Origin of the sequence: Plesiomonas shigelloides, from assembly GCF_900087055.1 — a bacterium.
Lineage (GTDB): Bacteria > Pseudomonadota > Gammaproteobacteria > Enterobacterales > CAMTGL01 > Plesiomonas > Plesiomonas shigelloides.
Genome location: NZ_LT575468.1, coordinates 923,480 through 938,351, shown reverse-complemented (window position 1 = coordinate 938,351; position 14,872 = coordinate 923,480). Strand labels below are relative to the sequence as shown.

Below are 14,872 nucleotides of genomic sequence, written 5' to 3'. Positions count from 1 at the left end.
TCGCCCCGATAATCAATTATTGGGGCGATACTTAATGAATTATGCTTCAGTACGAGTCAACATATCTTTAACGCACTGTTGTACAACAGTAGACTTATCTTTCGTTAATGGTGAAAACAAATAGTACTGACGTCCCCAACCACTAAAGTCTTTATGCAGCACACCTTCCTCTTGGCCAAGATAATTGGCATATAGCATAATGGCAGGAACACCAGCAGCATACGCAATATCACCTACGGATGTACCTACTGAGATGACAAAATCCAGTGATTGATACAAGGCAGCAACGCCCATAAAGTCATTTTTTTGGTCAAGATCATCAAAAACAACCAAATCTTTTCCACGCTTTTGTAACTGCTTACGCTCTTTACTCACGTCATCGTATTGTAAAGAGATGATATTCGCATCCAACTCAAACACTGGCAGCATATCCATTACATCCAGTAAGCCCAAGTTACGCCCTTGGTTTCGCATCCCACTTCGCCATGAGATACCAATATTATATTTGCGTTTAGGTAATTGCTTGATGCGTTCTTTCCAGAAGTCAGTTAACTCTGTTGGCAATACTACATAGGGCTCTGTCCGCATTAATGAACCAGACTCACGGAAGTTAATTTCCATTAAATCACCAGCAGCCACAATGAACGTATTATCTTTAATATGTAAAAGTTCATCAGGGTAAGTACGTGACGAGCCATTAAATCCACATGGAATAAACTTAATCGTTGGAAATGCTAAGCTAAACATTTCGATAAGACGAGGTTCAGTATAGGCAATTACGTTTTTCGCTTTTTGAGCAGCTATAGCGTAGTTATGCGCAAAGCGGATTTCATCCCCAACCCCTTGCTCGCAATAAATCAATAGTGTTTCGTCATCTTTTAATTCTTGGCCTTGCCAGCGGTTAACTTCACGACCAAAACTTACGCGTTGGCCGCATTGCTCACCAAACCGATAAGACGCTAAAAATGCTTCATACTGCTTGCTCATCCATAAATATGAATGCCGATTCCATTTTGGCGACAACACATTCGGATAGCGTTCAATCAGATCCTGATACACCAAATCCCCTTGCTCACCCATCCCTAACCACTGGTAAATCTTGGCGGCAGCATCTGCCAACTCAATATTTTCCGGAAATTGGTGATATAACGGCAACAACTTATCTTGGAACTGACGTACCGTTGGGTAATCAAGGTTTTTATTGCTGCTTTGTAACCATTTAAACTCAGCAATAGCCATTTGGATGCGGTATTCATCAGATGGTTTATCTACACTCAGTTTCCGATAGGCTTTAAGAGCCTGCTCGTAGGCACCGGATTTGAGGTAGTTTTTGGCCAGAGTTTCATAGATAACAAAGCTTTGCGGGCAAGCTTTTACGCCTTCTTGCAAGATCTCACGTGCAGCAGGATATTCGCCTAAGTCATTGAGAATATAGCCGTACACATAGTAGATTCCTGGCTTACGGAAGCCTTTTTTATAAGCAAGTTCAGCTTTGGTTTTGGCCTGCTCATTTTTATCTTGGCGATGATAGAGATAAGCCCACAGAAAATCGTGTTCGGCATCACCGTCTTTGAGCTCTTGCGCCATTGAGAGCAAGAACTCAGCATCAGAGAAATCCCCGTTTTCGATCAGCGCTTGTGCTTGCTCATAATACTCTTGCAGCGTGGTTTCCAGCTCCACAATCTCTTCACTTTGCTGCACTTCACGCAGCAATGCACGGTAGCGCATGGCATTGGGTTTATCGCCAATTTGCTCGTAGGCTTCTTTCTTCAGCGTCAAAAGCTCGACACTACCGGAAATATGCTGTTCCAGCTCAGTCAATAAGTTCAGACAACTTACGTACTGCTGACTGCGAAAATAGGATTGTGCCAGCGTGAAATAGAGTTCAAGATTGTTTGGGTCACACTCGGCGGCGCGCCACAAATAGCGCTGAGCAGCTTCCTGGTTGTTGTTTTCAAAGGCAATCAGACCGGCGGTATGCTGATAGGTAAAATTGTCGGGACACAGGTCCGCCATCAGGCGTACAACCTGATAACCGTCTTCCTTGTTGCCCTGATTAAACAATTCCACGCCACGTTGAAAATGCGCTTCGATCTCTTCTGCCGAAGGCAGGTTCTGTATGTCAGACATGTTTTCCTCTGATTGCCCGTCACTGATATGCCTGATATAGCAATTATTACGCCATTTTCTGCGGTTTCTCTGCGGTATTCGGCATGATAAAGGCGTAAAAAAACCGCGCCTAAGCGCGGTTTTTCACCAAAGAAGCCATTTGTTATCTGCAGCCCATTAATTAAACAATTAGCGATAGCAGATTAAGTTTAGATATAGTTAAACAGACTCAACCCCTGCAACTTCATGAACGTGGCCTGACTGGCCTGCATTGAGCTACTGAGCATGGTCATCTGCAAAATGGCAGTCGGATAGTCCACATCCTCTTGGGTAGAGAGAGCGCTTTTTACCACCACATCATTATCGGCATGATCTTCTTTTGCAGTTTCCGCCGCTTGCATGCGCGTACCCACTTCACCACGTACCGAGTTCAGGTGTTTACTGATGGCATCCAGGTCGGCAAGACCCATACTGATGTTGCCGGTGTTGGTGCCATCTTGCACGTTTTTGATTGCGTCTTGCATTGCTTCGAATGCATCGATGGTTTTACCCGGCTTGATGCTGACTTTATCCGCACCATCATCTGACACTTTAGGCTCGCCGCTGAATTTGATCCGCGCCAGATCCTGCGTGCCATCATTGATCACCAGTTGGCCATTTTTCATATCCACTGGCTGCGGCTCCGGCGGTAATAACGCGCCTGTAGCTGTATCCGTTTTTTGCGCCGGAACGTACTCGCCCTTGCTATTTTTAGCCAGAAAACCGGTTGAGCCGTCAGCCATTTTGACAAACTCGACATCATACTGCTCATCAGAACCTTTCAGGTTCTCGGTGCTATTGATGAAGAAATCCGAGCCTTCGCTAAGATTGTAATCCGGTCGATAATCACCAAATGGGTTCGGCACTTGCTGGAACAGCTTTGCCCCAGAATCATTCACCGGAACTTGAATTGAGGATGCCACCTGCATGAAACGCTGTTCATCGTTGCCACGGTACTGAATTTTACCGCTGGCATCTTTGAAAAATGGCGGTTGATCGGTTTTGGTACCACCAAAGATATAGTTACCGGCTTCATCACGGGTATTGGCCAGATCAAACAGAGCATCTAAGTTAGATTGCATGTCTTGCGCCAGTGCATTACGGCCATCTTGGTCCAGTGACGGATTTAATGCCCCTTGCACACGCTCTTTGCTGTTTTGAATCAAATCGTCAGCATTTTTCAGGTAGGTCTCTTCCTGCCCTAAGCGATTGAGCGCCAAGTCCGCCATGTTGGTGTACTGCTGATTCAGGGTGCTTTGCTGTTTGAGGTTATGGATGGAGACCATGGCCACCGCATCATCACCGGCGGTCTGAACCCGTTTGCCAGAATCAATCTGGCTCCATACTTTGCTCAGCTCAACCTGCTTTTGCCCCATGTTAGTGGTAAACAGGCGGTAGTCCTGAAAAGAAGATACACGCATCATAATGCTGGTCCTGTAATGTAATCGGTAAAACGTCTGGCAAAGACCGGTCTAGACCGGTTTTCTTGGGCACGGCTCATTGAAGCTTTAATCAGCCCAGCGCGCCCATCAGGGTTTTAAAAATATCGTCGGCTAATGTAATGATCCGCGCACTGGCTGAGTAAGACTGCTGATAGCGAATCAAATTACCGGCCTCTTCGTTCAGATCCACACCGGAGACACTGCTAGCGCGAGTTGCCGCGCTCTGATACTCCAGTTTGGTGTGGCTGTAATCACGCATAGCCGATGACTGCGCCGCACCGATATCCGTATTGAGTTTTTCGTACACATCAAACAGGGTCTGGGTGCCGTTACCCATGATTTTGCTGTTCTGCAGATCTTGCATTGCCAGCAAGTTGGTGTTGCTACCTGAGGCAGGATCCATATCGATGCTGAAAGAATCGCCGACTTGCGGTTTACCGCCGAGGGTAATTTCCATCCCGCCCACGTTCACTTTAGCGCCTGCGGTATACTCGCCTTTTTGCAGCTCTTTTGGTGGCTCGCCACCATCGGTGATGCGGTATGACAACTTGCCGCCATCATCGAAGTATTCGATATTCAGCTTACGGCCATCAATCGGATAATTCGGATCGGCTTTATCTTTCACCGAGACATTCACGCTACCGCTGCCCTTGTTAGCTTCACCTTTGTTGGTAATGCCTTGCGCAGCGATTTGCGATGGATCGGTCATGTTCATACCGATATCCGCTGCACCTTGGCGGGTTGGACGAATTTCAATTTTATCGCCTTTGGCGATAGTGCCGCCGTTGATCTCCAGCGTGAAGCCGTATTTATCAGAGCTTAAACCGTTCATCGGCGTGCCTTTCGGCGTCAGCTTTTCCAGCTCGTTACCGCTCTTATCACGCAGAATGTAATCTTTACCGTCAAACTCGACTTGGAACGGACCGGCGCTGAGTTTGCTGACATCATCAATGTTGACGCCCAGATCCAAGCCCGGATTGTTGCTGATAGCACGGCTCTGCTTGGCCTGATCGCTATTGATATCGGTGAACATGTTTTGACCGATATCGCCATTGAGATCCAAGCCTTGTTGCTGCTGCTTGTTAATCGCATCCGCAATGCCTATCGCCATCAGACCGATTTGATCCATCGCCTTCGGAATATGCACATCGCGCATTTCAAACATCGCACCCAGCTTACCGCCGAGCGACTGGCCGTTGAGCGGCTTGCTGCTGTTACCCCAGCTAATCGCCATTTGGCTTTGACGAGGATCGGGTGAGCCATCCACCATCTTGATTTTGGCGCTGTCGCCACCGGACACAAGGGTGTGACCACCACCAATCAGGACGTTCATCGAGCCATCGTCTTTCGGCACCGTCGAGACTTGGGTGTACTCAGCCAGCTCGTCCAGCAGCGACTGACGACGGTCTTCCATCTCGTTGGAGCTACCGCCTTGTTCGACGATGGTTTTGTTCAGATCGGCCAACTCTTTGGCGATATCGTTAACCCGCTGCGCACTGCCGGTCAGCTGATCATTCAGTTCATTAACTTTGTTATCGAGGGTGCTGTGCAGGTTATTGAACTGGGCGGAGAGGTTTTTTCCCTGTTCAAGAACTTGCTGGCGCAGTGCAACATCATTCGGTGCATCGCCCAGTTTATTCACCGCATCAAACCAGCTGTTGAGGGTGTTCGGAATTTTAATCCCCACTTTCGACAGCAAGTTATCCAGCTCGGTCAACCCGGTGGTGCGCTGAGTGGCGTTGGAGAATTTGGTGGTCGCCATGTTCAGTTCGTTGTTGGCGTAAGTGCTGTACACGCGACGCACTTCGGTGATGTTCACACCGGTACCGAACTGCAGGTTGCCCTGATACTGGGTTCCGTTGGTGGTCTGAACCGCAACCTGACGGCTGTAACCGATGGTATTGACGTTATTGATGTTGTTACCGGTTACCCGAAGCTGAGCTTGGTTAGCCAATACACCGCTCATGCCCAGTTGCAGTAGATCATTCATTACCTTCTCCTCAATCTGATGTGCCCTGAAGCGGCGTTTAGCCAGTTCAGACGACGGCAGCTACCTGATATGTATCTGCCGTACTCAGAAAAACTTTACCCGAATCAGAACGGGAACCACTCGCTATTAAAGAAGCGTGACAACCAACCCTGCTTCTGGGTATCCGAGAACGCACCGGTACCGGAGTATTGGATACGCGCATTGGAAACTTTCACCGAGGCAATCACGTTATCTGGGCTAATGTCTTCTGGGCGGATCGTGCCGGTCAGGCGAATGAACTCTTCACCGTTATTCAAGGTGATCCACTTCTCGCCGCGCACACGCAGGTTACCGTTCGACAGCACCTGAATTACTTCCACCGAAATCGAGCCGCTTAGGCTGTTGCTCTGATCGGCGGCCGCCCCACCGTTAAAGTCATTGCTGTTAGTGATGCCAAAGGAAACCGGCACCCCGTTGATGGTCACAGGGCGACCGGCAATGGTTGGGCTTGGCAGGCTGGCGTTGCTCTCTTTGCTCAAGTCGGTCTTGGCGTTTTTCTTGGCTTTGGTGTTTTCCATCAGCTGCACGGTGATGATGTCACCTACCCGGTGCGCCTTGATATCCGAATACATCCCGCCGCCTTGCGGTTTAATAAACAGGGAGCCAGTCAGTTCAACCGGCGGCTTTGGCGCTGGCGGCGGCTCGACCGGTGCCCAGTTGGGATCATCGGCAATCGGTTTATTGGGGCTAGCACAACCGACTAGCGTGATCCCGCACAGCAGTACCAGCAGGGAAGAGATTCGGCGAAATTGCATCATGTTCACGGGTTCCGACAAAATAGATGACGTCTAGGCGCGTTATTCCAGCAGTGACTGGACACGGCGCAGAATACTGATGACCTTGTTGGCATAGCGCGGGTCGGTGGCATAACCGGCTTTTTGCAGATGCGAGATATAGTTTTCTGGATTGGCGGCCTGTTTGAGCGCCTGCGCGTAACGGCCGTTTTCTTGCAAGAAACGTACGTAATCCTCAAAGCTATCGGCAAAGCTGTCATAGGCTCGGAATGGAGAGGTCACGTTCACCGCCGTACCGTCGAAATACTCCAGCGTACGCACGGTGACCTTATCGCCATCCCAGCTCTTACCGGCTTTGATGTTAAACAGGTTATTACTGCTGCCGGCGGCGTTTTGAATGATGCTCTTGCCCCAACCGGTTTCCAAGGCGGCCTGCGCAATCAAAATTGCCGGCGTCGTCCCCAGTTTTTTAGCCGCTTTCAAGGCATGCGGGAACAAGGTCGCCACAAACTCTTGCGCGCTGGAAAAACCGTCTTCTGGCGCATCGGGCAAATTGTCATCGGTTCCCACCGAACGGGTTTTACGATGACTCGCGATGCCGGTCACCGGATCGGGTTGATGCAGACCAGAGGATTTATTTTTACGCAGGCGCAGCTCAGAGAGCAGATCGCCACCGGCCTGCGCGACCGGTGCAGCGCTGTTGCCCTCATGCTTGGCGTCTTTACCGCCCAATTGCGTGACCAGCAGATCTGCAAGCCCCAATGAGCCTTTGCGCGATAGCTCCGCCGCCAGCTCTTCGTCGTACATCTGCTGATAAAAATCTGCCGATGGCGAGTTAAACGGCGAGTCTTCGGATTTGAAGGCCGAGTTAGCGTCACGCATGCTTTTCAGCATCTGGCGCATAAAAGTGGCCTCGAACTGATTGGCTGCTGCGCGCAGCGCATCCTTATCATTTTTCAGCGCCGCCTCACGCATACGGCTGAGGCTGTTTAAGTCATGATAAGTACTGGCATCAACAAATCCGCTGTCCATCAGATCACCACCAACTCACCTTGAATCGCCCCGGCCTGTTTCAAGGCCTCGAGGATCGCCATCACATCAGACGGGCCCGCGCCAATATCGTTCACCGCCCGCACCAGATCGTCGAGGGTCACGCCCGGATCAAACTTCACCATCTTGGATTTGTTTTGATCGACTTGGACGTTAGACTGCGGTGTCACCACCGTTTGCCCTTGCGACAATGGATTTGGCTGACTGACATTGAGATTTTCGTTGATGGTCACGGTCAAGCCGCCATGGGTGATGGCTGCAGGGCGCAAACGCACATTCTGACCGACCACGATGGTGCCGGTACGGGAGTTGACCACAATCTTGGCCGCCTCTTCCGCTGGATCAAAATCGATATTTTCCACCGTCGACAGGAAATTCACCCGCTCGGTGGCATCGCGCGGCGCGCGCACTCGAATCGAGGTGCCATCAACCGCTTGGGCAATTTGACCACCTAAGGTGTCATTGATCGCCTCGGCCATACGGCGGGCGCTGGTAAAATCGGCACTGTGCAGGTTGTAGGTGATGAAATCGCCGCGATCAAACGGAGTTGGCACTTCCTGCTCCACCGTCGCACCGTTTGGAATTCGGCCTACGGTCGGGGTGTTGGCTTGCACCTTAGAGCCGTCATTGCCTTCGGCGCTAAAACCGCCGACCACTAAACTGCCCTGCGCCACCGCATACACCTGACCATCCAAGCCTTTCAGCATGGTTTGTAGCAGCATACCGCCGCGCAGGCTTTTGGCTTCACCCAGCGACGACACCGTGACATCCACGCTCTGCCCTTGCTTGGTAAACGGCGGCAACTCGGCGGTTACCGCTACCGCTGCCACGTTGTTGATCTTCGGCTTGACGTTGGCCGGGATCTGGATGCCAAAGTTTTGCAGCATCGCCTTGAAGCTCTGCTCGGTAAACGGGCTCTTTTCTCCGGTGCCGGTCAAACCCACCACCAGACCGTAACCCACTAACTGGTTACTGCGCACCCCTTCCACCACGGCCACATCTTTGATGCGCGCCGCGTGCACCGGCTGCCAACACAGGCAACCGATCACTATCCCTAACCAACCCAATCGCATGACGTTAGTTCTTACCTGCATTACAAGCGCTGTGACACATAGCCCAGCATTTCATCTACCGAGGAGATCACTTTGGAGTTCATTTCGAACACCCGCTGCGCTTCGATCAAGTTGATCAGCTCTTCGGTTACGTTCACGTTGGAGGATTCCAGCGCGCCCTGCTTGATTTTGCCAAGACCATCTAAACCTGGCGTACCTTCTTGCGCTTCACCGCTAGCACCGGTTTGCAGATACAGGTTTTCCCCGATCGGCTCCAGACCTTGCGGGTTTACAAAGCTGACCAAGGTGATCTGGCCGACTTGCTGCTCTTCAGCTTGCCCTTGCAGACGCGCAGAAACCTGACCATCGGCGCTGACGGTAACGGAAGTCGCATCCGCCGGTACCGAAATGTTCGGCTCCACCGGATAACCAGCCCCCGCGGTGACCAGATTGCCTTCGTCATCGCGCTGGAACTGCCCGTTACGGGTGTAAGCGGTCGAGCCATCTGGCATGCGGATCTGGAAGAAGCCATCACCGTCGATCATCATGTCGAAGGTGTTGCTGGTCACTTGCACGCCGCCTTGCTGGAAGTTTTTCTGCGTGGCCACCACTTTGGTACCACTACCCAGCATCAAACCGGATGGCATGGTGTCATCTTGCGCTGACGTTGCACCCGGTTGGTTGATTTTCTGGTACAGCAAATCCTCGAATACCACCCGGCCTTTTTTAAAGCCTACGGTGCTGGCGTTGGAAATGTTGTTCGAGATATTGCGAATGTTCGTTTGCTGGGCATCCAGACCGGTCTTACTGACCCACAGAGCGGGATCCATGGCATTCTCCTTCTTTATCAGTGCAGGCGCTTAGGCCTGCGCTGAAAACGGGCTCAACTCATTTTTAATAGCTGACTTTGAGCTGAATCATTCTCTTCGGCCGCTTTCATGGCCTTGACCTGCATATCGAACTGACGCTGCAAATCAATCATCTGTACCATCTCACCCACGGCACTGACGTTACTGGCTTCCAGCTTACCGCTCACCAGTGACACCGTCGGGTCGGCGGCCGGTGGCAGGCCATCTTGGGTGCGAAACAGGCCATCAGCGCCCTTCACCAGTGAGGCAATCGACGGATTCACCAGCTTGATGCGGCCACCTTGTTCGATGGCGTCTGGCGGCGCGCCTTTTGGCAAATACGAGATAGTGCCGTCAGAGCCGACTTGCACCTTGGCCAGTGGCTGCGGCAGCGTGATGGGATTGCCGTCTTCGCCCAAAATCGGCTGATTGGCAGCGTTGCGTAACTGGCCATTTTCATCCAGTTGCAGGTGACCGGCACGCGTATAGGCTTCACCGCCATTAGCGGCTTGCACCGCTAACCAGCCGTCACCGGCAATAGCGACGTCCAGATCACGGTTAGTGCTCATGAAGCCGCCGTGGGTAAAGTCACTGCCCGGACGCTCAGTCATGCTGAACACCCGTGACGGCAGCCCTTCGCCATACGCCTGCATGGCGCGAGCCTGTTCAAAATCTTTGCGGAACCCCTGCGTGTTGGCATTCGCCAAATTATTGGCGTGCACCCGCACACCTTGCAGGTTCTGCTTGGCACCGCTCATGGCGATGTACAGCATCTTGTCCATGTCTGATTACTGGCCCTTGCTGAAAATCGGTAAAACAGTTGCGTTCACCACACTATGCATCGCGGCATAGGCGCATACCGACATCGGTATGGCCGCATCTGTATAAGGCATACGTCTTACAAACTTAACTGCTGAAAAATGCTTACAAGAAACATGCCATATACCTCGCTCACGTCAGTACGAGTGAGATAATGCGGCCGAGTACACTTTGCTGCTATTAAAACGCTGAGTTATGCCCATACCGTGGATCTTGGTGGGCTAACTCAGCGCGAAAGCAAATGTGTTACGGCAAAATGGAATTAGCGGATCTGCAAGATGGTCTGCTGCAAGCCTTGGTCAATTTCCAGCGCACGGGAGTTCGCTTGGAAGTTACGCTGTGCCGAGATCAGATCCACCAGCTCGATGGTCATGTTGGTGTTGGACTCTTCCAGCGCACCGCTCATGATCTTACCGTTGGAGCCTTTACCTGGCTCACCAATCAGCATCGCACCAGAATCAGGTGTCGCGCGCCACTGGGTGCCACCAATCTGAGTCAGACCTTGTTCGTTCGGTACGGTCACCAGCATCACTTTACCCAGATACTCGCTCTTACCGTTGCTGTAGTTCGCCACCAGCAAACCGTCAGGACTAATATCCACCTTGGTCAGACGACCCACAACCACGCCGTTTTCGTTGATCTTTTTCACGTTAAAATCAGAGGCGTACTGTGTCGGCTTATCGAAATTAATTTCTAAGGTCTGCGCGGTATCGGCACCGTTCAAGTTGATGCCGGCTGCCGCCATGCTGACCGTTTTCGGATTGGTTGGTTTTTGCGTTTTCAGTGAGCCATCACTGTTGAACTCCAGCTTCACGCCTTTTTGGCCAGTACCGCCACTCGCTTCACCGCCATCGATATCCAACGCTTTTTCGTTACCGTCTTTATCGGTCACCGTGGTATAGGCTTCCCACGTGTTATCGGCTGTTTTAGCAAAGTAGGTGGTCATCGAGTAGCTGTTACCCAATGAGTCATAGATGCTGGTTGAAGTGGATTTGCTGTAAGTATCCGGATCGTCAAAATTAAATGGTGTTTTAGTAACAGCTGCTTGGTTAGCTGGCAGGTTTACCCCAACATCCAGTTTGGTTGACGCTGATGGCTGACCGGCCTCGGTGGGTACCTGTACCGGGCTAGAGGCTTGCAAACTCACGGAAGACGCCTGACCTTTGGCATCCACCGGCAGCACACGCAGATACTGACCGGCTGAGTTCACAATGTAGTTATCTTTGTTCAGCTTAAACTCACCGGCGCGCGTCAGGCTGACATCTTTGTAATCCATGCCGTTACTGACGGCAAAAAAGCCCTTACCGTTGACCCGCAAATCCAGTGGGTTATTGGTATAACGGGTCGAGCCTTCATGGAACTGCTGAGAAATCATCGCCGTCTGCACACCGCCGCCGACGGTGGTTTTCGGGTTTGAGAAAATGGAGGAAGAATACACATCCGAAAACTCAGCACGGGATTCTTTAAAGCCGACAGTATTGGCGTTGGCAATGTTGTTACTGGTGGTGCTCAGATCCTTTTGCGCAGCAAACAGGCCACTCAGGGAAATACTCGACATTATAAAAATCTCCGTAAACGTTGTTCGTCAGTTTCTTCTTTATCGTTGTCGTTCATCAGTCCAGTTTGCATTACCGGCGTATACGGCTTCTTGTCATCAGAGCCGCTCGACCCACCATCTGAACCATTCACTTTGCCCACTTCCAGAATGTTGCCAAGTGGAACACCGCCTTCGACACCCTTGACGTTGATCAGCGCACCGGCATCGGACTGCAATACCACACTGCTCACGCGGTGATACGTCGCCAACTGGTCGGTAATATCCTTGTTCTCGCCTTCAATCTCGGCAGTCGCTTTCAGCTTGTATTTGCCTTCTGGAACCGGATTACCGTCTTTATCGGTACCATCCCAGTTAAAGCGGATCACGCCATCTTTCTCGCCGCCCATATCAATGGTTTTGATCAGCTGGCCATTTTCATCTTCAACGCGAATCGAGAGGTTGTTGAGCTTCTCACCATTTTTGGAGAAGATCGCCCCGCTGACCTGACCGTTTTCCAGCCATACATCCGAGGTTGGCAACAACACGTCTTGGCCCACCAGCGATGACGCCTGCAGCGCCTGACCAGAGCCCATCAGCTGGTTCATCACCGCAAACTGATCGCCCATCTTGTTGATGCCGTCAACGGTGGCGAATGACGCCATCTGCGACACCATCTGATCGTTACTGACCGGATTGAACGGATCTTGATACGCCAGCTGCTGCGTCAACAGACGCATAAAATCTTGCTGATTTAACGAAGCCGTCGCGCCACCGGTTGGGGTCTCATTCGGGCGGGTATTGTCCGCATCGCTGGTCTTATTGGTGCCGTCAGCCGCTGATTTTTGCGTACCGTCGGTTGCCGCTTTGCCACCGGCGGCATTACTTTGCCGGCTCACCTGCTCTAGGTAGTTATTACTACGTAAGGTAGGGTCAATCATCTGTTACTCCTTACTTACCCAGATTCAGGGTTTGCATGGCCATTTGCTTAGCCGCATCGGCCACTTGCACGTTGGTCTGGTAAGAGCGCGACGCAGAAATCATGTCCGCCATCTCTTCCATCACATTCACGTTTGGCTTGAAGATATAACCGTCTTTGTTCGCCAACGGATGATCAGGGCTGTACTCCATATCCAGCGGCTTTTGGCTTTCAATGATGCCCGCGACCGATACCGGCACACTGCTCGAATCGCTCATCGCATCGTCCAACACCGCATTGAATACCGGATGACGCGCTTTGTAGGTTTGATCCGCAGAACTGCTCACGCTGTCGGCGTTGGCCAAGTTACTGGCGGTGGTGTTCAGTCGTACTGACTGCGCGCTCATGGCCGTACCAGCCACGTTAAATACATTAAACAGACTCATACTTAGTCTCCGCGAATGGCTTTTTTCAGACCGGAAAACTTGCTGCCCAGAAACTGCAGGGAAGCCTGATATTCAATGGTGTTTTCCATAAACAGGTTACGTTCCACCTGCAAATCTACGGTGTTACCGTCGCCACTGTCGGGCTGATTGGGAATGCGGTATCCCTTCACGCCAGAAAAATCGGCCGACGCCGCAATGTGGCGAGAATCGGTCATCGCCAAACTGCCACCGGTTAACTGGTCACTGCCCTGCGCAATGGCTTGATCCAGCGCCTGAGAAAAGTCCATATCCCGCGCTTTGTAGCCTGGGGTATCGGCATTGGCGATATTACTGGCCAGCATTTCGGTACGCTGGTTACGCAGGCCCGGGGTGTACTGGTGGATCCCCAGCGCCTTATCGAAACTGATTGCCATCATCATTCTCCGAATACATCTGTCTGGCGGTAAAGCAAACTTAATGCCAAGACACCGCCGGTTGTCATTTCCCTGCAGACCATTTGCCCACGCGCCGCACGCTAGGCATAGCTCTGCCTGCCTACACCGCGCTTAGCTCAACACCACGTATCAATCTTTAGCGGCAATCTCCCCACCACCCAACGGCAAAAACGGCAAAGCCCTGCCGCCGGCAAATACCCGTGAATTCATCATGCAGAAAAGAGAACGGCACCAAAGCGCCCAAAGCCGATTAACAAAGGGACCAGAGATAAGAAATAAGAAATAAGAAATAAGAAATAAGAAATAAGAAATAAGAAATAAGAAATAAGAGATAAGAGATAAGAGATAAGAGATAAGAGATAAGAGATAAGAGATAAGAGATAAGAGAAGGATAAAAACAACGCCGCGCGGCAAGTAGCGATAATCACCCGCGACCGAAACAAAAAACCCCGACAGAGGTCGGGGGACGGCCGGGAAAACCGGAAAGCTGATCAACGCAGCCTGCGGAACCGCGCTGATCGTGGTGTCCGGCCCTACACAATAAACCGATGCGGCATAGGCACAGCGGCCTACGCGCTTACTTCAAGCGATAAATAATGCCCGGATTGCAACGCACCATCTCAAAGCGCTCACTCAAGCCGCTCATTGATTCCGACGCGCCCAGCAGCAGGTAACCACCCGGATTCAGGCACGTAGCCAGCTGGTTAATCACCTTAGACTTCATCTCGGCGGAGAAGTAAATCAGCACGTTACGACAGAAAATGATGTCGAACTTGCCCATCAGCGCATAGCTCTCTTTCAAGTTCAGCGGCTTGAATGACACCATGCTGCGCACTTTGCTGTTGAGGCGCATCCGGCCATCCGGCAACGCTTCAAAGAACATGCGCTTACGCTCCGGTGACAGGCCGCGACCCAGCGCCAGATTGTCGTAAGCCGCCTCGCGGCATAAATCCAACATCTGCGGAGAGATATCGGTACCGACGATCTGCACCGGCTGTGGACCGGCCAGCATGCCCGGGCGACGCGCTTGCATCTCCAGCACTGTCATCGCAATCGAGTACGGCTCTTGGCCAGAAGAACAAGCTGCCGACCAAATCTTCAGTGGCCGCTTGCTCTGTGCCAGCTCAGGCAACAAACGCTCGGCCAGAATGTCGAACGGGTAGTTATCGCGAAACCACAGGGTTTCGTTGGTGGTCATCGCATCAACAACCGACATCCGCAGATCACGGTTCATGCCGGTCAGGGTATGCTTGAGCAGTTCAGACAGATGAGCATAACCATAGCGCGACAGCAGCGGAGTCAGGCGGCTGCGCACCAAATATTGTTTATTATCCCCCAGTACAATCCCGCACTGAGACTCCAGAAAACGGCTGAACTCTTTATATTCCTGATCACTGATGCTTACTGAATTCATTGA

General features: G+C 51.6%; 13 protein-coding genes. All 13 read right to left on the bottom strand.

The features are described 5' to 3' along the window. Positions 1 to 39: 39 nt before the first annotated feature. Positions 40 to 2,130 (bottom strand): tetratricopeptide repeat protein, encoded by a 2,091-nt coding sequence (locus tag NCTC9997_RS04130; protein WP_064977391.1) that lies wholly within the window; start codon positions 2,128 to 2,130, stop codon positions 40 to 42. A gap of 188 nt (positions 2,131 to 2,318) precedes the next feature. Beyond that, positions 2,319 to 3,572 carry a flagellar hook-associated protein FlgL gene (gene flgL, locus NCTC9997_RS04125; RefSeq protein WP_064977390.1) on the bottom strand — a complete coding sequence of 418 codons (1,254 nt, stop codon included), beginning with the start codon at positions 3,570 to 3,572 and terminating at the stop codon, positions 2,319 to 2,321. An 88-nt stretch (positions 3,573 to 3,660) separates the two neighbouring features. Further along, complete coding sequence (flgK, locus tag NCTC9997_RS04120; RefSeq protein ID WP_064977389.1) at positions 3,661 to 5,580, bottom strand: flagellar hook-associated protein FlgK; 1,920 nt, start codon at positions 5,578 to 5,580, stop codon at positions 3,661 to 3,663. 104 nt (positions 5,581 to 5,684) lie between these two features. Further along, complete coding sequence (gene flgH, locus NCTC9997_RS04115) at positions 5,685 to 6,377, bottom strand: flagellar basal body L-ring protein FlgH (protein WP_010862219.1); 693 nt, start codon at positions 6,375 to 6,377, stop codon at positions 5,685 to 5,687. Between the two features lie 39 nt (positions 6,378 to 6,416). Continuing rightward, positions 6,417 to 7,385: a flagellar assembly peptidoglycan hydrolase FlgJ gene (gene flgJ / locus NCTC9997_RS04110; protein ID WP_039045253.1), complete on the bottom strand. Its 969-nt coding sequence runs from the start codon at positions 7,383 to 7,385 to the stop codon at positions 6,417 to 6,419. Beyond that, positions 7,385 to 8,476 carry a flagellar basal body P-ring protein FlgI gene (locus NCTC9997_RS04105; RefSeq protein WP_064977388.1) on the bottom strand — a complete coding sequence of 364 codons (1,092 nt, stop codon included), beginning with the start codon at positions 8,474 to 8,476 and terminating at the stop codon, positions 7,385 to 7,387. Before NCTC9997_RS04105 ends, flgJ begins: the two co-directional genes overlap by 1 nt. A gap of 20 nt (positions 8,477 to 8,496) precedes the next feature. Continuing rightward, a complete protein-coding gene (flgG, locus tag NCTC9997_RS04100; RefSeq protein ID WP_010862222.1) occupies positions 8,497 to 9,285 on the bottom strand; it encodes a flagellar basal-body rod protein FlgG in 789 nt (262 codons plus the stop codon). Between the two features lie 53 nt (positions 9,286 to 9,338). Beyond that, positions 9,339 to 10,085, bottom strand: a complete 747-nt coding sequence (gene flgF, locus NCTC9997_RS04095) for a flagellar basal-body rod protein FlgF (protein ID WP_064977387.1) — start codon at positions 10,083 to 10,085, stop codon at positions 9,339 to 9,341. A gap of 299 nt (positions 10,086 to 10,384) precedes the next feature. Beyond that, complete coding sequence (gene flgE, locus NCTC9997_RS04090; protein ID WP_039045250.1) at positions 10,385 to 11,680, bottom strand: flagellar hook protein FlgE; 1,296 nt, start codon at positions 11,678 to 11,680, stop codon at positions 10,385 to 10,387. Then, positions 11,680 to 12,597, bottom strand: a complete 918-nt coding sequence (locus tag NCTC9997_RS04085) for a flagellar hook assembly protein FlgD (RefSeq protein WP_064977386.1) — start codon at positions 12,595 to 12,597, stop codon at positions 11,680 to 11,682. Before NCTC9997_RS04085 ends, flgE begins: the two co-directional genes overlap by 1 nt. Positions 12,598 to 12,607: 10 nt before the next feature. Then, a complete protein-coding gene (flgC, locus tag NCTC9997_RS04080) occupies positions 12,608 to 13,021 on the bottom strand; it encodes a flagellar basal body rod protein FlgC (RefSeq protein ID WP_010862226.1) in 414 nt (137 codons plus the stop codon). Between the two features lie 2 nt (positions 13,022 to 13,023). Beyond that, a complete protein-coding gene (flgB, locus tag NCTC9997_RS04075; protein WP_064977385.1) occupies positions 13,024 to 13,434 on the bottom strand; it encodes a flagellar basal body rod protein FlgB in 411 nt (136 codons plus the stop codon). Between the two features lie 598 nt (positions 13,435 to 14,032). Then, entirely contained in the window at positions 14,033 to 14,869 is an 837-nt protein-coding gene (locus tag NCTC9997_RS04070; protein ID WP_064977384.1) for a CheR family methyltransferase, read from the bottom strand. Between the last annotated feature and the right edge of the window lie 3 nt (positions 14,870 to 14,872).

Coding starts and splice junctions, on each gene's coding strand:
- flgB (WP_064977385.1), bottom strand. CDS start 13,434: ATGGCAATCAGTTTCGATAAGGCGCTGGGGATCCACCAGTACACCCCG.
- flgL (WP_064977390.1), bottom strand. CDS start 3,572: ATGATGCGTGTATCTTCTTTTCAGGACTACCGCCTGTTTACCACTAAC.
- flgJ (WP_039045253.1), bottom strand. CDS start 7,385: ATGGACAGCGGATTTGTTGATGCCAGTACTTATCATGACTTAAACAGC.
- flgF (WP_064977387.1), bottom strand. CDS start 10,085: ATGGACAAGATGCTGTACATCGCCATGAGCGGTGCCAAGCAGAACCTG.
- NCTC9997_RS04130 (WP_064977391.1), bottom strand. CDS start 2,130: ATGTCTGACATACAGAACCTGCCTTCGGCAGAAGAGATCGAAGCGCAT.
- flgG (WP_010862222.1), bottom strand. CDS start 9,285: ATGGATCCCGCTCTGTGGGTCAGTAAGACCGGTCTGGATGCCCAGCAA.
- NCTC9997_RS04085 (WP_064977386.1), bottom strand. CDS start 12,597: ATGATTGACCCTACCTTACGTAGTAATAACTACCTAGAGCAGGTGAGC.
- flgH (WP_010862219.1), bottom strand. CDS start 6,377: ATGATGCAATTTCGCCGAATCTCTTCCCTGCTGGTACTGCTGTGCGGG.
- flgC (WP_010862226.1), bottom strand. CDS start 13,021: ATGAGTCTGTTTAATGTATTTAACGTGGCTGGTACGGCCATGAGCGCG.
- NCTC9997_RS04070 (WP_064977384.1), bottom strand. CDS start 14,869: ATGAATTCAGTAAGCATCAGTGATCAGGAATATAAAGAGTTCAGCCGT.
- flgE (WP_039045250.1), bottom strand. CDS start 11,680: ATGTCGAGTATTTCCCTGAGTGGCCTGTTTGCTGCGCAAAAGGATCTG.
- flgK (WP_064977389.1), bottom strand. CDS start 5,580: ATGAATGATCTACTGCAACTGGGCATGAGCGGTGTATTGGCTAACCAA.
- NCTC9997_RS04105 (WP_064977388.1), bottom strand. CDS start 8,476: ATGCGATTGGGTTGGTTAGGGATAGTGATCGGTTGCCTGTGTTGGCAG.